The organism is Streptomyces sp. KL109B (assembly GCF_030766935.1).
In the GTDB taxonomy this organism is placed as follows: Bacteria; Actinomycetota; Actinomycetes; order Streptomycetales; family Streptomycetaceae; genus Streptomyces.
Genome location: NZ_JASERL010000010.1, coordinates 57,813 through 79,819, shown reverse-complemented (window position 1 = coordinate 79,819; position 22,007 = coordinate 57,813). Strand labels below are relative to the sequence as shown.

Annotated in this window: 24 protein-coding genes; 15 read left to right on the top strand and 9 right to left on the bottom strand. The window is 70.6% G+C overall.

Features of this window, described 5'->3' with window-relative positions; all coding sequences use genetic code 11:
• Positions 1-80 precede the first annotated feature (80 nt).
• The 3 genes from hutU (at position 81) to RBJ65_RS29465 (ending at position 4,386) form a co-directional block, all read left to right on the top strand.
• Positions 81-1,739 carry a urocanate hydratase gene (gene hutU / locus RBJ65_RS29475; protein WP_306323665.1) on the top strand — a complete coding sequence of 553 codons (1,659 nt, stop codon included), beginning with the start codon at positions 81-83 and terminating at the stop codon, positions 1,737-1,739.
• A gap of 71 nt (positions 1,740-1,810) precedes the next feature.
• Positions 1,811-3,025 (top strand): allantoate amidohydrolase, encoded by a 1,215-nt coding sequence (locus RBJ65_RS29470; protein WP_306323666.1) that lies wholly within the window; start codon positions 1,811-1,813, stop codon positions 3,023-3,025.
• Positions 3,022-4,386 carry a formimidoylglutamate deiminase gene (locus tag RBJ65_RS29465; RefSeq protein ID WP_306323667.1) on the top strand — a complete coding sequence of 455 codons (1,365 nt, stop codon included), beginning with the start codon at positions 3,022-3,024 and terminating at the stop codon, positions 4,384-4,386. Before RBJ65_RS29470 ends, RBJ65_RS29465 begins: the two co-directional genes overlap by 4 nt.
• A 44-nt stretch (positions 4,387-4,430) precedes the next feature.
• Here RBJ65_RS29465 and RBJ65_RS29460 read toward each other — a convergent pair whose 3' ends face one another.
• On the bottom strand, positions 4,431-4,871 hold the full coding sequence (locus tag RBJ65_RS29460; RefSeq protein WP_306323668.1) for a type II toxin-antitoxin system VapC family toxin: 441 nt from the start codon (positions 4,869-4,871) through the stop codon (positions 4,431-4,433).
• A 12-nt stretch (positions 4,872-4,883) separates the two neighbouring features.
• Entirely contained in the window at positions 4,884-5,138 is a 255-nt protein-coding gene (locus tag RBJ65_RS29455; RefSeq protein ID WP_306323669.1) for a ribbon-helix-helix domain-containing protein, read from the bottom strand.
• Between the two features lie 63 nt (positions 5,139-5,201).
• Here RBJ65_RS29455 and hutI point away from each other — a divergent pair, with 63 nt between their 5' ends.
• Entirely contained in the window at positions 5,202-6,380 is a 1,179-nt protein-coding gene (gene hutI, locus RBJ65_RS29450; RefSeq protein WP_306323670.1) for an imidazolonepropionase, read from the top strand.
• Positions 6,381-6,390: 10 nt separating this feature from the next.
• On the opposite strand, the gene RBJ65_RS29445 is transcribed toward hutI, so the two are convergent.
• Positions 6,391-8,046: a hypothetical protein gene (locus tag RBJ65_RS29445; protein WP_306323671.1), complete on the bottom strand. Its 1,656-nt coding sequence runs from the start codon at positions 8,044-8,046 to the stop codon at positions 6,391-6,393.
• Between the two features lie 128 nt (positions 8,047-8,174).
• Here RBJ65_RS29445 and RBJ65_RS29440 point away from each other — a divergent pair, with 128 nt between their 5' ends.
• On the top strand, positions 8,175-8,396 hold the full coding sequence (locus tag RBJ65_RS29440) for a hypothetical protein (protein ID WP_306323672.1): 222 nt from the start codon (positions 8,175-8,177) through the stop codon (positions 8,394-8,396).
• Positions 8,397-8,400: 4 nt separating this feature from the next.
• On the opposite strand, the gene RBJ65_RS29435 is transcribed toward RBJ65_RS29440, so the two are convergent.
• From RBJ65_RS29435 to RBJ65_RS29425, 3 genes are read right to left on the bottom strand one after another with little or no spacing between them, the layout of a single operon-like run.
• Positions 8,401-8,808: a type II toxin-antitoxin system VapC family toxin gene (locus RBJ65_RS29435; protein ID WP_306323673.1), complete on the bottom strand. Its 408-nt coding sequence runs from the start codon at positions 8,806-8,808 to the stop codon at positions 8,401-8,403.
• Positions 8,805-9,101 carry a type II toxin-antitoxin system Phd/YefM family antitoxin gene (locus RBJ65_RS29430; RefSeq protein ID WP_306323674.1) on the bottom strand — a complete coding sequence of 99 codons (297 nt, stop codon included), beginning with the start codon at positions 9,099-9,101 and terminating at the stop codon, positions 8,805-8,807. Before RBJ65_RS29430 ends, RBJ65_RS29435 begins: the two co-directional genes overlap by 4 nt.
• A gap of 51 nt (positions 9,102-9,152) precedes the next feature.
• On the bottom strand, positions 9,153-9,572 hold the full coding sequence (locus RBJ65_RS29425; protein WP_306323675.1) for an ATP-binding protein: 420 nt from the start codon (positions 9,570-9,572) through the stop codon (positions 9,153-9,155).
• Between the two features lie 83 nt (positions 9,573-9,655).
• Between RBJ65_RS29425 and RBJ65_RS29420 the strand changes: the two genes are divergently transcribed.
• From RBJ65_RS29420 to RBJ65_RS29410, 3 genes are all read left to right on the top strand, one after another.
• Positions 9,656-10,468, top strand: a complete 813-nt coding sequence (locus RBJ65_RS29420) for a helix-turn-helix transcriptional regulator (protein WP_306323676.1) — start codon at positions 9,656-9,658, stop codon at positions 10,466-10,468.
• A complete protein-coding gene (locus RBJ65_RS29415) occupies positions 10,465-10,659 on the top strand; it encodes a DUF397 domain-containing protein (protein ID WP_306323677.1) in 195 nt (64 codons plus the stop codon). Before RBJ65_RS29420 ends, RBJ65_RS29415 begins: the two co-directional genes overlap by 4 nt.
• Before the next feature lie 106 nt (positions 10,660-10,765).
• A complete protein-coding gene (locus RBJ65_RS29410) occupies positions 10,766-11,656 on the top strand; it encodes a hypothetical protein (protein ID WP_306323678.1) in 891 nt (296 codons plus the stop codon).
• On the opposite strand, the gene RBJ65_RS29405 is transcribed toward RBJ65_RS29410, so the two are convergent.
• Positions 11,653-11,853 carry a hypothetical protein gene (locus tag RBJ65_RS29405; RefSeq protein ID WP_306323679.1) on the bottom strand — a complete coding sequence of 67 codons (201 nt, stop codon included), beginning with the start codon at positions 11,851-11,853 and terminating at the stop codon, positions 11,653-11,655. The genes RBJ65_RS29410 and RBJ65_RS29405 overlap by 4 nt on opposite strands.
• A gap of 159 nt (positions 11,854-12,012) precedes the next feature.
• On the opposite strand from RBJ65_RS29405, the gene RBJ65_RS29400 reads away from it, so the two are divergent.
• Positions 12,013-13,383 carry a hypothetical protein gene (locus RBJ65_RS29400; protein WP_306323680.1) on the top strand — a complete coding sequence of 457 codons (1,371 nt, stop codon included), beginning with the start codon at positions 12,013-12,015 and terminating at the stop codon, positions 13,381-13,383.
• A 17-nt stretch (positions 13,384-13,400) separates the two neighbouring features.
• Here RBJ65_RS29400 and RBJ65_RS29395 read toward each other — a convergent pair whose 3' ends face one another.
• A complete protein-coding gene (locus RBJ65_RS29395; RefSeq protein WP_306332183.1) occupies positions 13,401-15,086 on the bottom strand; it encodes a ricin-type beta-trefoil lectin domain protein in 1,686 nt (561 codons plus the stop codon).
• Between the two features lie 219 nt (positions 15,087-15,305).
• Positions 15,306-16,205 carry an RNA polymerase sigma factor SigF gene (locus tag RBJ65_RS29390; RefSeq protein ID WP_306323788.1) on the bottom strand — a complete coding sequence of 300 codons (900 nt, stop codon included), beginning with the start codon at positions 16,203-16,205 and terminating at the stop codon, positions 15,306-15,308.
• Between the two features lie 255 nt (positions 16,206-16,460).
• Here RBJ65_RS29390 and RBJ65_RS29385 point away from each other — a divergent pair, with 255 nt between their 5' ends.
• From RBJ65_RS29385 to RBJ65_RS29360, 6 genes are all read left to right on the top strand, one after another.
• The gene (locus RBJ65_RS29385) at positions 16,461-16,844 is read left to right on the top strand and encodes an STAS domain-containing protein (protein WP_306323787.1); all 384 of its coding nucleotides are present in this window, start codon (positions 16,461-16,463) and stop codon (positions 16,842-16,844) included.
• 292 nt (positions 16,845-17,136) lie between these two features.
• Positions 17,137-17,628 (top strand): ATP-binding protein, encoded by a 492-nt coding sequence (locus RBJ65_RS29380; protein ID WP_306323786.1) that lies wholly within the window; start codon positions 17,137-17,139, stop codon positions 17,626-17,628.
• A 145-nt stretch (positions 17,629-17,773) separates the two neighbouring features.
• Positions 17,774-18,487 (top strand): LPXTG cell wall anchor domain-containing protein, encoded by a 714-nt coding sequence (locus RBJ65_RS29375; RefSeq protein ID WP_306323785.1) that lies wholly within the window; start codon positions 17,774-17,776, stop codon positions 18,485-18,487.
• 289 nt (positions 18,488-18,776) lie between these two features.
• Positions 18,777-19,469: a hypothetical protein gene (locus tag RBJ65_RS29370; RefSeq protein ID WP_306323784.1), complete on the top strand. Its 693-nt coding sequence runs from the start codon at positions 18,777-18,779 to the stop codon at positions 19,467-19,469.
• Positions 19,466-20,596 carry a hypothetical protein gene (locus tag RBJ65_RS29365; protein WP_306323783.1) on the top strand — a complete coding sequence of 377 codons (1,131 nt, stop codon included), beginning with the start codon at positions 19,466-19,468 and terminating at the stop codon, positions 20,594-20,596. The genes RBJ65_RS29370 and RBJ65_RS29365 overlap by 4 nt, the downstream gene beginning before the upstream one ends.
• Before the next feature lie 38 nt (positions 20,597-20,634).
• The gene (locus RBJ65_RS29360; RefSeq protein ID WP_306323790.1) at positions 20,635-21,963 is read left to right on the top strand and encodes a hypothetical protein; all 1,329 of its coding nucleotides are present in this window, start codon (positions 20,635-20,637) and stop codon (positions 21,961-21,963) included.
• Positions 21,964-22,007: the final 44 nt, after the last annotated feature.

The following is a 22,007-nucleotide window of genomic DNA, read 5'->3' as shown; positions in this document are numbered from 1 at the left end:
CTCAACACCGCTGACTCAACACCGCTGACTCAGCAGCGCTGACTCAACAGCTTGTGGATACGCACCTCAGGAGGCCGCCGATGTCAGGACCCCGCCCCGTACGCGCCCCGCGCGGCACCGAGCTCAACACCCTGGGGTGGCAGCAGGAGGGCGCCCTGCGGATGCTCATGAACAACCTCGACGGAGAGGTCGCCGAGCACCCCGACAAGCTCGTCGTCTACGGCGGCACCGGAAAGGCGGCCCGGTCCTGGGAGGCGTACGACGCGATCGTGCGCACACTGAAGACGCTGAAGGCCGACGAGACCCTCCTCGTCCAGTCCGGCAAGCCGGTCGGCGTGCTGCGCACCAGCGAGTGGGCGCCGCGCGTGCTGCTCGCGAACTCCAACCTCGTGGGCGACTGGGCCAATTGGGAGGAGTTCCGCAAGCTGGAGGCCGAGGGCCTCATGATGTACGGCCAGATGACGGCCGGCTCGTGGATCTACATCGGCTCGCAGGGCATCGTGCAGGGAACGTACGAGACGTTCGGCGCGGTGGCCCGCAAGAAGTTCAACGGCTCGCTGGCGGGCACGATCACGCTCACGGCGGGCGTCGGCGGCATGGGCGGCGCCCAGCCCCTCGCGATCACCATGAACGAGGGCGTCGCGATCTGCGTCGACGTCGACGAGACCCGCATCGACCGCCGCATCGGCACGCGTTACCTGGACGTGAAGGCGGACAGCCTGGACCACGCCCTGGAGCTGGCTCTGGCGGCCCGCGACGAGCGCCGCGGCCTGTCCATCGGCGTCGTCGGCAACGCGGCGGAGGTCTTCCCGGAGCTGCTGCGCCGCGAGGCCCCGATCGACATCGTCACGGACCAGACGTCGGCCCACGACCCGCTCGCGTACCTCCCGGTGGGCATCCCGGTGGCGGACTGGGACAAGGAGCGCGAGGCGGACCCGGCCGGCTTCACGGACAAGGCCCGCCGGTCCATGCGCCTGCACGTCGAGGCGATGGTCGGCTTCCTCGACCGCGGCGCCGAGGTCTTCGACTACGGCAACTCGATCCGCGACGAGGCGCGCAAGGCCGGCTACGACCGTGCCTTCGCCTTCCCCGGCTTCGTCCCGGCCCACATCCGCCCGCTCTTCGAGGAGGGCCTCGGCCCGTTCCGCTGGGCGGCGCTCTCCGGCGACCCGGAGGACATCGCGAAGACGGACGCCGCGATCAAGGAACTGTTCCCCGAGAACAAGCACCTGCACCGCTGGCTCGACATGGCCGCCGACCGCATCTCCTTCGAGGGCCTCCCGGCCCGCATCTGCTGGCTCGGCTACGGCGAACGGCACCGCGCGGGCCTCAAGTTCAACGAGATGGTGGCATCCGGCGAGCTGTCGGCCCCGGTCGCCATCGGCCGCGACCACCTCGACTCGGGCTCCGTCGCCTCCCCCTACCGCGAGACGGAGTCCATGAAGGACGGCTCCGACGCGATCGCCGACTGGCCCCTCCTCAACGCCCTGGTCAACACCTCCTCCGGCGCCACCTGGGTCTCCCTCCACCACGGCGGCGGCGTCGGCATGGGCCGCTCCATCCACGCGGGCCAGGTCTGCGTCGCCGACGGCACGGAACTCGCTGCCGCGAAGATCGAGCGGGTCCTGACGAACGACCCGGCGATGGGCGTCATCCGCCACGTCGACGCGGGCTACGAGCACGCGGCGGAGATCGCGGCGGAGCGTGGGGTGCGGGTTCCGATGCGGGAGGGCGAGTGAACGCCTCGGGGCTCCGCCCCGGACCCCGCGCCTCAAACGCCGGCGGGGCTGAGGGGCCCAGCTTCACGGAGATGTGGCACGACCTCCGCCCCATCGGCCGCAACCCCGCCACCGGTGGCTACAGGCGCTACGCCTGGACCCCCGCCGACACCGACTGCCGCGCCTGGTTCAAGTCCCAGGCGACGACCCGCGGCCTGACCTACGAGGTCGACCGCAACGGCAACCAGTGGGCCTGGCTCGGCGACCCGCAAGCCGGCGGAGCCATCGTCACCGGCTCCCACCTGGACTCCGTCCCCGACGGCGGCCCCTTCGACGGCCCCCTCGGCGTCGTATCCGCCTTCGCCGCCCTGGACGAACTCCGCCGCAGGGGAGCGGAGTTCACCAAACCCTTCGCCATCACCAACTTCGGCGACGAGGAAGGCGCCCGCTTCGGCCTCGCCTGCGTCGGCTCCCGCCTCACCTCCGGCGCCCTCACCCGCGAGGCGGCCCACAAGCTCACGGACGCCGACGGAGTCACCCTCCCGCAAGCCATGGAGAACGCGGGCTACGACCCGGACGCGATCGGCGTGGACCGCGAACGCCTCGACCGCATCGGCGCGTTCATCGAACTCCACGTGGAACAGGGCCGCGCCCTCGACCTCTCCGGCGACGCCATCGGCATCGCCAGCAGCATCTGGCCGCACGGCCGCTGGCGCTTCGACTTCGCGGGCGAGGCCAACCACGCGGGCACGACCCGCCTGGTCGACCGCCGCGACCCGATGCTGACGTACGCGGAAACGGTCCTCGCGGCCCGCCGCGAAGCCCAACTCGCGGGCGCGGTAGCCACGTTCGGCAAGGTCTCGGTCGAACCGAACGGCGTCAACGCGATCCCGTCGATGGTCCGCGGCTGGCTCGACTCCCGCGCCGCCGACCAGGACGCCCTGGACCGCACGGTCACGGCGGTCGAGAAGGCGGCGCACGAATACGCCGACGCGCACGGCATCGACGTATCGCTCACCCGAGAGTCGTTCACCCCGATCGTGGAGTTCGACCACGCCCTGCGCGACGAACTGGCGCGCATCCTGGGCATGTCGGCGTCGGCCTCGCGGGGCCTGAAGGTCCCCGTCCTCGGCACGGGAGCGGGACACGACGCCGGAATCCTCGCCCAGTCGATCCCCACCGCCATGCTGTTCGTACGCAACCCAACCGGCGTCTCCCACTCCCCGGCCGAGTCCGCGGCCGAGGACGACTGCCTGGAAGGTGTGCGCGCACTGGCCGACGTACTGGAAGGACTGGCCTGCACGTGACGACGCAGACGACGACGTACTGGCTGGAGCACGCCTGGCTCGACACCAACGTCGAGCCGGGCGTGGCCGTGGAAGTGGCGGGGGACCGCATCACCGAGGTCCGCAAGGGCGTCGAGACCCCGCCCCCCGGCGCGACGGTGCTGCGCGGCCTGACTCTCCCCGGCCTCGCGAACGCCCACAGCCACGCCTTCCACCGGGCGCTGCGCTCGACGGTGCAGGTCGGATCGGGCACGTTCTGGACGTGGCGCGAGGTCATGTACTCGGTGGCAGACCGCCTCACGCCCGAGACGTACCACGCACTGGCCCGCGCGGTGTACGCGGAAATGGCGCTGGCGGGAATCACGTCGGTGGGCGAGTTCCACTACCTCCACCACGCTCCGGGCGGCACCCCGTACGCCGACCCGAACGCGATGGGCGAGGCCCTGATCGCGGCGGCCGAGGAAGCGGGCATCCGCATCACGCTCCTCGACACGGCGTACCTCTCCTCCGGCTTCGGCAAGGAACCGGACCACCACCAGCGACGCTTCTCCGACGGCACGGCGGAGGCCTGGGCGGAACGGGCGTCACTCCTCAAGGAGCGCCCGGGGGTCCGCATCGGCGCGGCGATCCACTCGGTACGCGCGGTCCCGGCGGCGCAACTGTCGACGGTGGCGGAATGGTCCCGCACACACGAGGCCCCCCTCCACGTACACCTCTCCGAACAGACGGCGGAGAACGACGCGTGCCACGCGGCCCACGGCTGCACCCCGACCCAACTCCTCGCCGACAACGGCGTATTGGGCGCGCACACCATCGGGGTGCACAACACCCACCTCACGGACGCGGACATCGCCCTGCTCGGCGGCTCGTCCACCGGCACCTGCATGTGCCCGACGACCGAACGCGACCTGGCGGACGGCATCGGCCCGGCGGTGGCCCTGGAACGCGCGGGTTCGCCCTTGTCGTTGGGCTCCGACAGCCACGCGGTGATCGACCTCTTCGAAGAGTCCCGCGCCATGGAACTCAACGAACGCCTCCGCACCCGCACCCGAGGCCACTGGACAGCGGCAGCCCTCCTCCGCGCGGCGTCGGCAACCGGCCACGCCTCCCTGGGCTGGCCCGACGCGGGCACGATCGAGGCAGGCGCCCTCGCCGACCTCGTCACCATCACCCTCGACTCCCCCCGCACGGCGGGCCCGGCCCCCCGCTTCGGCGCGGAAACGGCGGTGTTCGCGGCGACCGCGTCGGATGTCCGGCATGTGGTGTCGGGGGGCCGGGTGATCGTCCGCGACGGACAGCACGTCCGAATCGGCGACGTATCGGCCGCCCTGACGCAATCAATCACCGCACTGCACCACCCCTCAAGCCCCGCCGACGATTGAGGCGCGGGGTCCGGGGCGGAGCCCCGAGTCGTGTGTGCCGGCGGTCAGAGATCGGCCGGGAGCAGGCGAAACGCCTTCATCCCTTCGGTGAGCGGCTCGATCGAGCGGTAGCCGCGCTGGTCCAGGCTCAGGAGCGTGTCGGTGAGATAGCGGTCGGCGAGGACCACGTTCACCGCGTCCGCCAGGTCCAGCCGGAGGTCCGCGTACTGGTTCCCCACGGAACGTGCCCGACGGATGTCCTCGGCCGTCACCGGAGGGACGAGATAGCGGTCCCGGTGATCCGGGTCCGTAAGGTCGTCGATCACCAGGTCCGCCACTCGCCGACCCTTGGTGCGTCCACCGAAGCGGGCCACGAGGAGGTGGTCGACCTCATCGAGGACCAGCGGCGAGATGACTGCCGTTCCGGCGGCGAGCAGCGTTCTGGCCTGCTCGTGCTCGCGGGCGTCCGCGTCGTACGCGGCGATGATTCCCGACGTGTCTGCCACGTAGAGCACCGTTCAGTCGCTTTCCGTCGGACGGTAGGCGTCGGCAAGCAGGTCGTCCGAACGTTCCGCGAAGGAGGGGTCGCCCGAGGAGAAGGAAGGCATCGGCCGGGAGCGCGGCGGGAGCGGCAGCCGGAGCAGTATCAGGTCGATGCCTTCGCGGATCAGCTCGGCCTCACTCTGGCCGAGGAGCCGCGCGGCCGCTTTGAGCCGCTCCTGCTGCTCGCGGCTGAGGTAGACGCTCGTCTTGACCCGATCGGAATTCGCCATACACGTAGGGTACGACGTAGGGCATGCGTCGACCACCGTTCGGCCACACCACGGAGAGAAACCATGACCACCACCCCCACCACGGCCATCACCAACATCGGCACCCTGGTCACGAACGACCCGGAGCTCGGCGAGGGCCCCCTCGGACAGCTCCACAACGCGGCCCTGGTCATCGAGGACGACAGGATCGCCTGGGCGGGCCCGACGGCCAAGGCCCCCGCGACGGATGCGGCCCACGACGCGGCGGGCCGCGCCGTGCTCCCCGGCTTCGTCGACTCCCACTCCCACCTGGTCTTCGCGGGCGACCGCACGGCGGAGTTCAACGCCCGTATGTCGGGCCAGAGTTACTCGGCGGGCGGCATCCGTACGACGGTCGCGGCGACACGCGCGGCGACGAATGAGGAGTTGGAGGCGAACCTCACCCACCACCTCACCGAGGCCCTCCGCCAGGGCACGACCACCTTCGAGACGAAGTCCGGCTACGGCCTGACGACGGCCGACGAGGAACGCGCCCTGCGCATCGCGTCGGCCCACACGGACGAGGTCACGTACCTCGGCGCCCACATCGTGTCGCCCGACTACGCCGACGACCCGGCGGCGTACGTGGACTTGGTGACCGGCGAGATGCTGAACGCCTGCGCCCCCCACGCCCGCTGGGTCGACGTCTTCTGCGAAAAGGGCGCCTTCGACGGCGACCAGGCCCGCGCCATCCTCACGGCGGGCAAGGCCAAGGGCCTCCTTCCCCGCATCCACGCGAACCAGCTCAGCTACGGCCCCGGCGTCCAACTCGCCGTAGAACTGGACGCGGCCAGCGCCGACCACTGCACCCACCTCACGGACGCGGACGTCGACGCCCTGGCGCAGGGCAGCACAGTCGCCACCCTCCTCCCCGGCGCCGAGTTCTCCACCCGCGCCCAGTGGCCGAACGCCCGCCGCCTCCTGGACGCGGGCGCGACGGTGGCCCTGTCCACGGACTGCAACCCCGGCTCCTCCTTCACGTCCTCGGTCCCCTTCTGCATCGCTCTCGCGGTACGAGACATGGGCATGACCCCGGACGAGGCCCTCTGGTCCGCCACGGCCGGCGGCGCGAAGGCCCTCCGCCGCACGGACATCGGCCACCTCTCCCCGGGCGCCCGAGCCGACCTGACCTTCCTGGACGCCCCGAGCCACGTCCACTTCGCGTACCGGCCGGGGGTGCCGCTGGTGTCGGAGGTGTGGCGGCGCGGGGCGCGGGTGGTCTGAGGCGGTGAGGTCAGGGCTGGTGCGCGAGTAGGACCTCGCGGAGCTTGAGCGGGAGTCCGTCGTACACCTTGGAGAATGCGGCGGTCTGCAGGGCTGCCGCCACGTTGGTGAGTACCTCTGGTGTACGAAGGTGAGACAGGAGACGCCCGAACTGTCTGTCAGCTTCTGCCTGCAGGCGTTGTGCCTTGATATCCAGCTGGTACAGCAACAGGAGGAGAAAGCCCAACTCTTGCGGAGAGAGCATTTCCGCTGCGACGACGAAGTCACGGATCTGCGAGTCGTCCAGCTCCTCGAGAGGACTGCCGTCCATGTCGCCAATAAAGACGGGCCCGCCCCACTGTGTCACCTGTTGTTGGCTCACGTGCACCAGGGCCTGGCAGCACTCGCGTGCCAGGTCCCAGCGGCCACGTGCTGCCAGACGGGGCACGAGTGCGATGAGTGTCCCGCTCCAGGACGAAGTCGGCCGCCACTGGCGTACGGCTTCCAGCGTGGACTCGTCGTCCGGGCCCAGCTGATCGAGGACTTCGCTTGTGACGTCTGCTGGACGGTCTCCCATGAGTAGATTGCCGAGAACGGGAGACCGTAGGCGAGGTCGTCTCTTCTTCGCCAGCGGGGACCAGGAGCGGTGCAAGGTGACGAGGTCCCGTGGGGCCATGACGGCGCAGGCCTCGTCGATGACGCACCGAAGGGCGGAGGGAGCTCGTCTGCGCTGCCGGGAACTGGGTCGCCGGAACGTGATCCCCATGAGCGCGCCACCGAACTCGGCCACCACATCCACCGTCCGTGTGTGGACTACCTCTTCGGCCAGCCGATTGCGCCGGACGTCATCCCCGAGTCCGTCCAACCACGTCACCAACTCGACCAGCTCCGCCACCGATCGCCCCTGTGCCGCCTCCGTCAGCTCGCGCCCCGCTTCGTGGGACCTGCCTTCTTCCCACAGCACCAGCAGCCGCTCCTGCAACACGGCCAAGGGCACCGCGCCCGCTACGTCGCTCTCCCGCGCCGCCAGCTCCTCCTCCATCTCCTGGACCCGCTGCTCCAGCCGCTCACACCTGCGCTCCGCGTCCTCGCGGAGGGCGTTGACCTCCTCCAAGTCGGCGCGCAGCTTGGCCACTTCATCGTCCAGCCGATCGTGGTCGGCACCACCGGCACCCGCCTCAAGGCGCATCCGCAGCGCGATCTCACCCCGCCAGTCCTGCTGGGCCTGGGACAGCTCACCCCGGACCGCCTGAACCTCCGCCTCCCGCTTCTCCAGCAGGTCGTGCAACGCCTCCTGCTGTCGCGTCAGCATGTCGACCTGCCGATGCGAACGCTCCATCTCCGATCTCAGCGCCTCCAGTTCATAGGAGGCAGGATCGGTCTCCTTGACCGCGGCGAGCCGCAACTGCCTTAGCTGCTCGCGCGCTTCGGCCTTCATCTGGGATCCCCGCTTGTGCTCGACTTCCCGTACGAGCCGGTCGATGAAGTCCTGCGGCGCCACCTTCTTGCCGCGCAGGAAGCGGGAGACGGACGACTTGTCCTGGTGAATGCGCACGGCGTACGCGTTCTGTGAGATCTCCAAGGCGTTGAACAGGCCCGTCAACGCGTTGCCCAGCGCGACAACCTCGGCCACGTCACCCCGCTCGACCTCGCCCGAACTCCGGGGTGAGGGAACCGTATTGGACACGCCTGGCCTCCTTGGAGCGTTGTCCCGCAAGCGGCAACAGTTGCCGCTGTCGCAACATAACGGCCGCCACTGACAGTTGAGTTCCCGGAGCTGATCCCGCAGCTCGCCGAGAGAGGAACCGCACAGCCGTGGCAACTCCCTGGACGGCCCTGGTCGCCGGAACCCGCTGGACCCAGCGCGTGCTCATCGTTCTCCTCGCGCTGCTGCCCCTGCTCATCGTGACACTGGCCTACGTTCCGGCCCTTGTGCTGTTGCCGTTCTTCCCGGGCGCCGCCAATCGGACCCGCGACATGGTTCGCCAGCTCATCACCTGGACCCGCACGGCGTTGATCGCCAGCCGGAACCGTTGAGCGGTCAGGTGGCGGCGCCGGGCGCCTCGACCGGCAGTCCGCGTTCCAGCGCCGCACTGGCCAGCCGCTTGTCGTACGTGACGAATGCCGTCAGTGCGTGCTCCAGGTACTCGGCACTCGCCAAGTGGATCGCGTCCAGGCTGCGCAGATGCTGTACGGGGAACATCCCGGCGGCCCGCAACACCGGGTCGGTGACGCGGATGCGCAGCATTCGGTCCAGCAACTCCTCGGCAGCATCGCCCAGTTCAGGGTCCGCGCCCACGCGCACCAACGCCCGGAACACCTCCGTCTGCGAGAGCGCCGACGTCACGTGCCCTTCGGTGGCCCGCGCCGAAAGAAACGTACGCAGCGCGTCGGTCTCCGCCTCCGGCAGGACCAGCTTCAGCAGCGCGCATGAGTCGAGGTAGATCACCGGTCCTCTTCCTCGCGCATCTGGAGAAGCACCTCGGAGAGCTTGGCGGGAGCCCCGGGCCGAGCCGGCAACGGCTGCCAGTCCCCGAGTCCGCGAGCGGACGCCGCATTGTCGGGATCCACCGTTCCCGTGCGCACCAGGTCCTCCATGACCCGCTGCTCGGGGTCGGGCGGACCCAAGACCGCGATCAGGCGCCCGTTACGGGTGATCTCCACCCGCTCGCCCGCCGCGACCCGGTCGATGAGCTCGCTGGCGTGCTGCTGAAGCTGCCGGATGGGCACGCGTGTGGTCATGACCTCACGGTATGAGCACCGTGCGGCGCTTGCCAGAAACGTGCGGCGTTTTCACCCGGCCGAGCGAGGCCCGGGCCCGGCGAGCCGCGCCCACACCACCTTCCCGTCCCGCGTCGGCATGGTGCCCCACAGGTCGGCCGCCGCCGCGATCAGGAACATCCCGCGCCCCGACTCCGCCTCCCAGTCCGGCTCGGTGCACAGCACCGGCAGGGTGGGGGAGCGGTCCGCCACGGACACCTGCACCGCGCCGCCCTCCTCCGCAAGCACTCGTAGCCGCACCTCGCACGCGAGGTCCGTCACGTGCCGGTGCACGTTCGCCAGTATTTCCGTTACGCAGAGCTGTGCCGCGTCGACGACGGTGGGGTGGCCCCAGGCCCGTAGCCGCGAGGCGATCGTGTGCCGTACGGCCGCGAACTGTTCGGGATCCGCCCGCAGTTGGAGAACGACTTCGGGTGGAGTTTGCGTCTTCATGCCCTCACCGTGCGTGACCGCCACCTAGCCTGAACAGGACCGGTAGCCGCACACAACGAAGTGTGCGGGCGAGGGGGTGCGCTGTGCGGGACGGTGTCGACGGATCGCCGAGCATGCGGATGTTCGGCGCGGTGGTACGGGCGCTGCGCGAGGCGCGGGCCGGTACGCGGGACGACTTCGGGGCGTACGTCGGGTACTCGGCGTCGCAGGTCGCGATGGTCGAGCGCGGCGAACGGATGCCGAGTCCGCGATTCGTGGCGCGGGCCGGGGAGTTCCTGGGCGCGCGAAAGGCAGTGGACGCGGCGGCCGCGCATCTGGAACGGCGGCGGTATCCGGCGTGGTTCGACGACTACGCGGAACGGGAGGCGGCGGCCGTCAGCCTGTGGTCGTACGACACGCACGTGATCATGGGCCTGGTGCAGACCGAGGGATACGCACGGGCAGTACTCGGAGCACGCGTTCCGGTGCTGGACGACGACGAGATCGAGCGGCGCGTGCAGGCCCGCCTGGAACGGCAGGCGCTCCTCACCCGCGTACCGCCGGTGTCGCTGGCGCTGGTCATCGAGGAGTGGGTGCTGCGGCGCCCGGTTGGTGGACTGGCCGTCCTGCGAGGTCAGTTGGAGCGCCTGCTGGAGCTGGTCGAGAAGCGCAACATCGCCATCCAGGTCATGCCGACCGCGATCGAGTCGCACGCGGGCTTCAACGGGCCGTGGACGTTGCTGGAGACGCCCGAGCGGGAATGGATCGCGTACGTTGAAGGGCAGCCTGGCGGCCTGGTCCTCCAAGGTCGCACGGAGGTAAGCGAGTTGTTCCAACGGTTTGGCATGATCCGGTCCCAGGCCCTCGCGCCGAGGGACTCCGTGAAGCTCATCGAGAGGATGGCGAGCGAACTATGACCACCGCAGACCTCACGTGGTTCAAGTCCAGCTACAGCGGCGACGCGGGAGGCCAATGCCTCGAAGTGGCGGTCGCCGAAACCGTGCACGTCCGCGACTCCAAGGTCGCCAACTCTGGCCCCACGCTCGCCATTTCGCCGGACAGTTGGACGGCTTTCGTCAACCACGCCGCCCATTCGACGCTACAGTAATCGCGTCATCACGTTCCGTGCACGCAAGGTGCGGAGCGGCCCCCAGCGGTGCAGCGAACACCAATCTGAGGGCCTTCACCGACGAGTGGAAAACAGGTCCACTGCGATGCTCAAGCATGCTATCCCGCCCGCCCGCTTCTTCTCTCAAATCCCCAACGAGATCATCCGGAACCCCCGCCTGAACGGCACGGCCGTCCGGCTCCTTATCTGGGCCCTGTCCCTCCCCGAAGGCTCCCGGGAAACCGTCCAGTCCCTCGGCGAGAAGATGCCGGAAGGCCGCCTGGCCGTACGCAAGGCCAGGCGGCAGCTGGAAGAGGAGGGCTACATCCACACGCGGAGCTCGCAGGACCGGGAGACCGGTCGGTGGACGACCCAAGTCCTCGTCTCCAACGTGCCGTTGACGTCACCCGAAGAGATTGCCGCGCTCTTCGGCGGCCCGGCCGACCAGGGCCCGGCCGACGAGGACCCGACCGACCAGGACCCGACCGACCAGGACCCGCCCGTCGGTGAAACGACAGATCAGGCCGTCGGCACATACCCCCTGGGTGAAACACCGAAGGACAACACCCCCAACCGTGGCGCCGCCTTCCTGGCGGCCCTCGTCGAGCGCGAACCGGCCCTGCGCCTGGGCGCTCGCGACGTCGCGCGCCTCGCGCCTCTCGTCGACGACGCGCTCGCGGGCGGCGCGACCGAAACCGGACTCCGCCGCCACCTGACCACGGACCTGCCCCGCCCACTCCGCTCGGCCGCCGCCCTCATCTCGTACCGGCTGGAGAACCGGCCACCCGCATCCCCGCCACCAACGCCCGTACGCCGCGAGCGGGTTGCGCCCCTCGGTGAGTGCGCCGAGTGCCGGGATCCGCTGCCGCGGGGAGTCGGGAAGGGGATCTGTCGAAGCTGCGCGGGGCTGCCCCCGGCGACACCGGCCGCCGCCCCGGCGCACGGGCTGCGCGACGTGATCGCCCTCGCGAGGGCCGCGTTGCGGCCCGTCGACTAGTCGCCGTCGCCCGAGCTGTTGCTCCCGTTGCCGGAGCGGCGGCTCGACTTGGTGAGGGAGCCCACCACCTCGGCCAGGCCGACCGTCACGGACGACACGATCCGCACCCACCGGGGGCCGCCGCGCGCCGCCCACACCGTGCACACGAACCCGAACGCGACGAACGCCAGCAGCACGAGCAGCACCAAAAGAACCATGCGGTGATCATGCCAGGCGTCGGCCGAGGGCTCGCCTCTGCTCAGGGCGTGCGGCACACTGCCGGGATGTCTGGCAGACGGGCTCGGCGTGGGCGTGGGCGTGGGCGTGCGCGTGGGTATGGCGTCGCCGTTCTGTGCGGTCTGTTGCTCGCGTCGGCGGTGGCGCCCGCCAGTGCCCGCGTACCCGTGGAGGTCGCCGATGTCACCGCCGGGCCGTTCTACCTCCCTCTCAGGCAACAGGACGGTGCGCAGGACAGCACCCTGAGTTTCCGGTACTCGGGCGAGGCCCGGATGCGGATCGACGCCCGCGGGCTCGCCGGAGTCGCGGAGGTGGTCGGCGCCGGGGGCGACCTCTGTCGTGAACAGGCGCGCAGCGGACCGGGGTTCAGCTGCCCCACGTCCAATGGGTCCCTGTCCGTCGGGCTCGTTCCGGCGAAGGGGGCGAAGGCCGGGGCCCGGGGCGTGCTGCGGTACTCCCTTGCCGCGAGTGACGGGAGCGCCGAGGGGGCGGGGGCCGTCGATGTCGTCGTCGGGCGGCCCGAGCTGCTGACGTCCGCCGTCGACGAGACCCCGACCGTGGAGCGCGGCGCGCGGCTGACCGTGCCCGTGCGCTTCGCCAATGCCGGGGACGTGGCCGCCCGCGACCTCGTCGTCACCGTCGACACCGGCACCGACCTGACGTTCGTCACCCGCCACTCGAACTGCGTCTACGCCGACCGGAACACCAGGATGTTCTGCCTGCTGCGCGGCATCCGACTGCCGCCCGGCGACGGCCGCACCGGCATCCTCCGCCTCGACCCGTCCCTGCGCCTCGCCCCGCGCCCGCACGCCGTCGACCCCACCGTGACGTACACCGTGGGCCTGCCGGGCCCCGCCGAGACGGAGGCGCTCGCGGGGCACCTACCGCGGTACCGCCGGGGGAAGGGCGCGCCGCTGCGGGCCGTGCCGGACCGGGCGGACAGCGGACGTGAACTGACCGCACACGGCGACGAGTTCGACGTCCGCGTTCCCAGCACCGCCGACTTCGCCGCCATCGGTGACGCGTTCACCGGAGCGGTCGGCGACGAGCGCGCCATCACCATCGGCTACGTCAACAAAGGGCCGGGACAGTCGCACCGCGGCGGGACGAAGGCCGTCTTCAAGGTGCCGCCGGGCGCCAAGGTCGTCCGGGCGCCCTACGATCCCGAGCCGGCGGAGGAGGACGAGCCGCAGCACTGCACGACCGGGGACGAGGGACGTACGTACGTCTGCGGGCTCAACAACCGCCTGGGCGAGCCGCAGACGTTCGAGTTCGTCCTGCGCATCGAGCACGAGGACGACCGGTCCGGGACGATCAGCGTTCTGCGGGCGTCGGGCGAGGGCGCCGTCCCCGACCCCCGCCCGGACAACGACCGCGCCCTCGTCCGCCTGGTCGTGCACGCCGCCGCCGACGACGGCTTCCCCGCGGCCTGGGCTTCCGCCGGCGGCGCCGCCTTTCTCCTCGCCACGGTGCTGGCCCTGACGTGGCGCCGCCGGAGAAGCGGGAGGTAGGTGATAGGTGGTAGGTGTCAGCGGGCGTGACCCGCCCGCCACCGCTGTTCCGACCCGCCCCGGAACTCCCGCTGCGTCACCCGGAACGAGCCGTCGGCCGGCGCCGTCAGGGCGGTGTCCTCGTCGGTGGCGGGGCGGATGGAGCCGTCGGCGTGGACGGAGAAGGCGAGGTTCGCGGCGTTGGCGCCGTCGGCCGCCGCGCAGTGCCACAGGCCGACCGTGCGGGCGGTGTCGCCGCGGTTGTCGAGGCAGAAGGCGGGGTCGGCGTAGGACTGGATGGCGTCGCGGGCGGGGGACACCCGCCACCGCTGGCTGCGGGTGCCGTCGCACTTCGCGGCCACGACGTCGTCGCCGTCCGTCATGGGAGTGCGGGAGATGTCGAGGCAGAGTCCCGACGCTACGTTGACCACTTCCGCGTAGGCCTTGCCGGGTGGGTTGAACGGGGGTGCGGGGTGCGAACTCGGCTTGGTGTCAGGGGACTTGGTCGGCTTGGCGGCCGGGGGGTGGTGGCTGGACTTCGCGGGGACCGTCACCGTTTCCGTGCTGCGTGCGGTCGTCGTCGCCGTGGCGGTGGCGGTCTGCGTGGTGGTCGTGGTGGCCGTCGTTGTCGCCGTGACCGTCACCCGTGCTGGGGGTGGGGTCGTCGGCGTCGGGGCCATGCCCTGGCCCACCGACGACAGGTCCGGGCGGCCCTCCGTCAGCGTCAGGATCAGCAACGGGACGAGCGCCACGCCCACCGCGGTCGAGGCGAGGGCCAGGCCCATCGAGGGGCGGCGCGGCGCCTTCCCGCGGGGCGGGCGACGGCGGGCCCGGGCCCGTGGCGCGCGGTGGCCGCGCGGCCGTCCAACGGGCGCCCCCGCCGGCACCACCGGCACCGGCCCTGGCACCGGCGGCGCCGCCGTCTCGCCGAGCCCGGTCACGTACTCCGTACCGCCCCACGGCAACAGCCCCTCCGCCAGCGCCCGACGCGGGTCGTCACGCAACGACGTCAGCTCCAGGTACGCGGCGGTACAGCTCGGGCAGCGGGCGAGGTGGGCGTCCAGGTCGGCGGTGGTGCGGGGGCGGGCGGGGCGCGTCGCCTCCTCGATGAGACGGCGGTAGGCGCGGCAGTACGTGCCCGGGGCGCGGGCCGCCCGCGTCGTGAGGCACGCGCCGCGCAGCGCGTCGAGCGCCGCGTCCCGGGCCTGCCCCACCTCCCGCGCGGGCGCGCCGACGGCGAGCCCGGTGGCGGCGCCGGACTCGCCGTCCACGACCGAGTGCCAGAGCAGGGTCTGCGTGCGCGGCGGCAGGGAGTGGAAGGCGGGGAGCAGCGCAGGTGGGGCGGTCGGGGCGCCCAGGGTGCCCAGTAGGCCGGGTGCCAGGCGGGCGCGGCGGTCGTCGCCCGCCCAGTCCCTCGCCGCGCGGTGGACGTGCAGCAGCGCGTGGTGGCGCCAGGGGCCGCGCGGCTCCGCGCCACGTGCGACCTCGCGTGCCACGCGCGCGAAGGCCTGCGCCGCCAACTGTCGCCCGGAGTCGGGGTCGTTGGCGCACACCAGCGCGTAGGCGAGGAGTGCGTGCCGGTGCCTGCGGCGCAGTTCGCCGAGGGCCGGGTACGCGGTCGGGGTGTCGGCCCGCAGGAGGGCGACGAGCCGGTGATCGGGCGCCGTGGCGTGGACACCGCCGGTCGCGGTCGCAGACGCAGACGCAGACGCAGACGTAACCACCGTGTCCTCCTGTCGCCGAGGTCCCCGATGGGTGCTCATAGTGGTGCAGGAGAGGTAGTACGGGAAGGTGTTCCCTGCGGTAACTCGACTCGGCGGTAACTTCCGCCGCAACCAAGGCAGTTGATGCAAACGCATCGAAGGGGCCGACCGTGTGGACGGTCGACCCCTTCGACGTGGCAGGGTGTTACGGGTACTGCGGGTGGTGCGAGGGGCGGGCGCCTACTCCTCCAGCGTCAGACCCTTGCGCAGGCGCACCAGCGTCCGCGACAACAGCCGCGACACGTGCATCTGCGAGATGCCCAGTTCCTCACCGATCTCGGACTGGGTCATGTTCGCCACGAACCGCAGCGAGAGGATCTTCCGGTCGCGCGGCGGCAGTTCGGCGATCAGCGGCTTCAGGGACTCGACGTACTCGATGCCCTCCAGGCCGTGGTCCTCGTAGCCGATCCGGTCCGCGAGCGCGCCCTCGGAGTCGTCCTCCTCGGGCTGGGCGTCGAGGGAGCTGGCGGTGTAGGCGTTCGACGCCGCCATGCCCTCCACGACCTCGTCCTTCGACAGGCCCAGGCGTTCGGCGAGCTCGCCCACCGTGGGGGCGCGATCGAGCTGCTGGGCGAGTTCGTCGCCCGCCTTGGCAAGGTCGAGACGGAGTTCCTGGAGGCGGCGCGGCACGCGCACGGACCAGGAGGTGTCGCGGAAGAAGCGCTTGATCTCGCCGACGATGGTCGGCATCGCGAACGTGGGGAACTCGACGCCGCGGCTGAGCTCGAACCGGTCGATCGCCTTGATCAGGCCGATGGTGCCGACCTGAATGATGTCCTCCATCGGTTCGCTGCGCGAACGGAACCGGGAGGCCGCGAACTTGACCAGGGCCAGGTTCAACTCGACCAGGGTGTTGCGGACATACGAGTATTCGTGGGTGCCTTCTTCGATGGACTCGAGTCGTTCGAAGAGGGTCTTGGAGAGGGCTCGTGCGTCGAGCGGCCCCACCTCGTCGTACGGGGGGATCTCCGGGAGGCCTTCGAGGCCTTCAAGGCCTTCGGTCTCGACGTCGATGTGAGTTTCCGGGGGGAGTGTCGACGTCGCCTGGTCAGTACGCGATTCGTCGAGCCGGGCTGACATGATGTCCTCCATGCGTTCTCGGCATATGGCTGCCGATGCCAATGCGTGCACTGCTTCTAAGTGCGGCGCCTCCAAAGCCGGCCGTGGTCGATTGCTGTCCTTACTAGGCCTACCCGCTTTCCTCACCTGGTCGCAAGTGCGTTCTGAGGCGAAATGTCCGAATTCTAGAGGTTGTTCGGGTGTCGGGGCATAGCAAGAAGGCGTAGTGTTCGAGGGCGTCAACCAGCACGTCGTAGGCAGCGGGAGAGGGTCGTCATGGACCGCGGGACAGTCGGCAGTGCACATCGGGGCCGGCTTCTGGTCGAAGTGCGGCAGGAGGGCTCCAGCGCTGTCGTGACGCCGGCAGGTGAGTTGGATCACCACACGGCTGATTTGCTGCGCGAACCCCTGGATGAATGCCTCAGTAACGGACATTCCCGGCTGGTTATCGACTGTTCTCGGCTCGAATTCTGCGATTCGACGGGGTTGAACGTGCTCCTCGGGGCCCGCCTGAAGGCCGAGGCGGCCGGTGGTGGCGTGCACCTCGCGGGCATGCTTCCGGTGGTGGCGAGGGTGTTCGAGATCACCGGCGCGGAGGCCGTTTTTACGGTGCACGCGTCCCTCGACGAGGCCCTTCAACCGGACCCCTCCGGCGACTGACCGGAACCGGGCGGCCGCGAACTGTGGCGAACCGCAGAAGTTACGCTCCAGTTGTCTCTGTGTGATCGATGCGTTACCAGCGTCACAGGAGCCGTTCCGAACAAGTGGGTGTTTCCGTCGTTCCGTCGGGCAGGAGACCCCCCGAACACGACCTCGACCCTGCGACCGACGATGACCCTTCGACCCCGATCCGCGACTCGGAGACCTGGATTTTCCAGCCGGGCAGTGGGCACTCGGATCCTGAACCCTGAATCCTGAAGCTGAATTGGTGAATCGGTGAGGTGAAGTGCTGATGAGCACCACCCGGCCTTACTCGCCGGGCGACCACGGCCCAGACTCCGGCGAACTGCCGGTGTTCCAGGCCGCGCAGGTCCGCAGGCTGAGCCTCAGCGGTGCGAGCGGCATCGTGCCGCTCGCCCGCGACTTCACCCGCGAATCGCTGCACGCCTGGGGCTGGCTGCCGGCGGCGACCGCGGACCGCCGGGCCGCGGCGGAGGACGTACTGCTCGTCGTCTCCGAACTCGTCACGAACGCGTGCCTGCACGCCGAGGGCCCCGACGAGATCATCCTGCACTTCGGGGACGCCCCGGCGAACAAGGTGCTGCGCATCGAGGTCGCCGACCGCGGGGCCGGGCAGCCCGCGCCGCGCACCCCGCATCGGGTCGGCCGGCCCGGCGGGCACGGCATGTTCATTGTTCAACGCCTCTGCCTGGACTGGGGAGTTGTGCGTACCCCCGGCGTCTCGGGCAAGGTCGTGTGGGCGGAGGTCGGCGCCCCCGCGTAGCCGCCTCACGTGCGAATTTTCGAGCACGTCGGATCGTCTTCGATCCGGCGTGCTCTTTGTCTTCCCTCGACAAGGTCCCCGGCGTACCTTGAGCCACCCAGATCTGATGAACCGTCAGTAACCCCTGGCTTGGAGGTACTTCGAGGTGTCGTACCGGACGTACCAGAAACGAACCGCCGCGTTCGCGCTCAGCGCGGCCCTGGCGGGCTCGGCGGTGCTGATGGCCGCCCCCACCGCCTCGGCCACCGTGCAGAACGTCAACTACCAGTGCAAAACGCCGATCGGGAACAAGGGAGCCGTCTCCCCGATCGACATGAAGAGCACGAAGAGTGGCAGCGGCTACAAGATCACGATGTCCTTCCAGAAGGGCGTCTCGTCCAGCCCCGTCGAGCTCGGCAAGGGTGCGATGCACCCGAGCGCGGTGATCAAGGTGGGTGGCGCCGACAGTGGCCAGTTCACGGCGACCGGGCCGCCGAACGACAAGGCGATCCCCGCGAACACCCCGATCAAGATCAGTGACTTGACGGGTACGTACACGCCGAAGAAGGACGGCAAGGTCAACTTCACGGCGGGCGTCCTGACCATCAAGGCGCTCGGCACGAACACGACGTGTACGCCGTCCAACAGCCCGAAGCCGTCCCTTGAGATGGACGTGAAGGCGGCCGCCGGTGGTGGCGGCGGTGCCGGTTCCGGGGACTCCGGGGCGGGGGCGTCCGCGCCGTCCGGTGAGGAGCAGCTGCCGCAGACCGGGCCCGAGGATTCGGCGATAGCGCTCGGGACGCTGGGCGGAACGGTACTCCTGGCCGGAGCGGCGGGGGTGCTGTGGTTGACCCGGCGGCATCAGGCGGCGTCCCGTTAAGGGGGCGTGAGTCGCTGAGATGACGTTACACTTGGCTGTGCGAGGTGGAGCCCCGCGGCGTGGTTGCGGCCGCGGGGCTCTGCCCCGGACCCCGCGGGCTATCGTCCGACGGCGGGGCTTGATTGGGCTGCTTGTTGCTGTCCTGCTGCTCGGCGTTGCGCCCGCCCACGCCGCCGGCCCCGCCTGGTCCATCAGTCCCTCCGCCGGAGGCGGTACGCGGCCTGCCGCTGAGGATGGGCGGCCGTACATCTACGCGGAGGGGGCTGCCGGGTCCGTACTGGAGGACAAGGTGGCGATCGCCAATCCGACGGGGAAGGCGTTGAAGGTCTCGTTGCGGGGGGCCGACGCGGACAACAAGGGTGACGGGGCCCTGGACGTGCGGAAGAAGGCCACGGACACCGGGGCGTGGATCCGGTTCGCCGAGGACACCGTGAAGGTGCCGGCGCGGACCCGGGCCGAGGTGCCGTTCAGCGTGACCGTGCCAGCGGGGGCCACCCCCGGTGACCATCCGGGAGCCGTCGTGGCCAGTGCGGGTGGGCGGGACTCCGGGGTCAGCGTGCATCTGCGGGTCAGCGGGCCCACACTGTCCGCCCTCACGGTCGAGAACGTACGGGTGGGGAAGAGCGCCATCGCGTACGACGTCGTGAACCGCGGCAATACGACGCTCGCGCCGCGCCTCGCGGTGGCGGCCGACGGGGTGTTCGGGGCCGTGCTCGACCGGAAGCGGGACCTGCCGGTCGAGGTGCTGCCGGGGCGGCGGGTCAGTCTCACCGAACCGTGGAAGGGCGCCCCCGCGCTCGACGACGTCGACGTGAAGGTGACGGTCACCGCGGGCGGCGGTGCGGAGGACACGGCGAAAGCGAGTACCTGGTTCGTGCCGTGGGGCGCCCTCGGCGGGGGCCTCGCCGTCCTCGCGGCCGCGGCCTGCGCGACGTACTGGTACCTGCGCCGCCGACAAGGGAACGTAAGGAGTGCGCCATGAACCGCCGCAGCGTCCGTGTCTCGCGGCTGCTGACCGTCCTCGCTCTCGTGGCTGGCCTGCTCGCGGGCACCGCGCCCTGGGCGGCCGCCGCCGACAAGCCGACCGTGAGCCTCTCCAAGTCCCAGGCGGGGACCGGGGGTTCGATCACCGTGAAGGGCACGGACTGGCGGCCGAACACGCTGCTGATGATGCTGGTCTGCGGGCAGTCGAGCCCCGAGCGCGGCGTCATCGGCGGCACCAACGCCTGCGCCAACTCCGACGGGCGTGCCGTCACCACCGATGGCAAGGGGGCGTTCAGCAAGGCGCTGCCGGTCGCCGAGCCGCCCAAACCCTGCCCGTGCGTCGTGCACGTCGCGACGGTGACGGGGGAGAAGGCACAGAAGGACGCCGAGTTCCAGGTGGCCGGGCATCCGGTGAAGCCGCTGCCGAAGTCGTCCGGGACCGGACAGCTCTCGATGGTGGCCGACACCCGGCTGGAAGGGTCGAGCGGGCTGCTGACCTGGTTCGGGGCGCCGCCGTCGCGCTCCTTCACGTTCACCGTCGGCAACGTCGGCTCGAACCCGGTGAAGAACCCCGTCTTCCAAGTCGGCAGCTCCCACGGGGTGTTCGCGCCGCAGTGGGAGGACCAGCAGTGGCGCGGCACCATCAAGCCGGGCCAGAAGGCGCGCATCAAGCTGCCCGTCGAGCTGTCGGCGGGCGCGCACGGCGACTATCTCGTGTCGTTGAAGTACGGCGGGAAGGTGCTGGCCGAGCAGCCGTGGGGCGTGGGCAGGCCCTGGGGCGTGACGCTCTTCTGGATCCTGCTGTGCGTCGTCGTGCCTGCCGCCGTGTTCCGGATCGGCATGGCGATCGTCGACCGGGTACGGCCGCGTGACCGCAGGCCGCGGGCCAAGGGGTCCAGGCCGGCGTCGGGCGGACGCACCGTACGCCTTCCGAAGGTGCGGATGCCGCAGCAGAAACCGAAACGGCCCGCGCCCGCCGAACCGCCCACGACGCCGACGAGCGCGTCGGCACAGACCACGACCACCCTGCCCTGGTTCACCCCGGACACCGGTCCGGAGCGGACCGAGGCCGGTCAGCTCTCCGCACCGCACGAGAACAGCCCGACGACGAAAGGAAACACGTGACCACCCAACGGAGAGTGAGCGCGGCCGGCGTCGCCCTGATGCTCGGCGGGGCGGGGCTGATGTTCGCGAACGCGGCTCCCGCGCAGGCGGCCGAAAGCTCGTACAAGACGGAGTGCGTCCCGCCCTCGATCTCCGGGCTCGACCCGGTGCAGGGCACGACGATCACGGACATCACGGCGCCCGCCGAGGCGAAGGTCGGTGACACCATCGACGTGACCTGGAAGTTCATCCAGGGCGCCTCCAAGAACCCGGACGTCCTCGACCTCAGCGAGAACACCGTCCAGCCCACCGGCACCCTCAAGGCGGCCGGCGCGCAGACCGGTGACATCGCCATGGAGGGGCCGCGCGAGAACCCGGCGATCCCGAAGAACAGCCCGATGAAGCTGTCCACGATGAAGGGCAAGCTGAAGCTGGAGAAGCCGGGCGAGCTGAAGCTGACGCCGGACAAGTACAACATCAACGTCAGCAAGCCGATGTCGACGGACACCAAGTGCTCCCCGACGGGGAGCGTGGACCCGGGCGCCGTCGTCAAGGTCCTTGAGGGCGCCGCGAGTTCGGGCGGTTCGTCGTCCGGAAGCGGCGCCGGTGGCCTGATCGGCGGCCTGCCGGGCGGCTCGTCCAGTGGGTCTTCCGGTGGCTCGTCCAGCTCGGGCGGTTCGTCCTCCGGCGGCAGCGACTCCGGCGGCTCTACGGGCGGTGGCGGCGGCCAGAGCGACTTCACGGGCAAGGAGGTCGACGTCCCGTACGCCTGCAAGACCCCCATCGGCGACAAGAAGGCCACGTCGCCCGTGCAGATCAACGCCAAGAAGGACGGCGGGAACTACGGCCTCACGGTCAAGTTCAAGAAGTCGGTCATGGACAGCCCCGCCGACATCCCCGCCGACTCCGTCAAGCCGTCGATGCAGGTGAAGCTGGGCGGCGCCGACAAGGGCACCGTCCCCGTCGAGGGCCCGACCAACAAGAAGGCCTTCAAGTCCGGCGACCCGATCGAGATCCCGGACCTCACCGGCACCTACAAGCCGGGCGCCGACGGCAAGTCGACGCTGTCGCCCGGCGTCCTCACGGTGAAGGCCCTGGGCACGACCACCACCTGCACCCCGAGCAACGCCCCGGTCTCCCTGGAACTGGACACGTCCAAGCAGGCGGGCGGTGCCTCCGGCGGTTCGGCGGGCGGTGCCTCCGGCGGTTCGGCGGGTGGCGGCTCGGCGGCCGGCGGTTCGGCGGCGACCGGCGGCGGCCTCGCCGAAACCGGCGCCACCAGCGACGGCGCCCTCCGCGCGCTCGGCCTCGCGGCCGGCACGGTGATCCTGCTGGGCGGCGCGGTCTTCACGTTCCTGCCGCGGGCGCGCCGCGTCATTCGCCGGTAGGCCAATTAAGCCCCTGCGGCGATTGAGCAGCGGGGGCTTGAAAG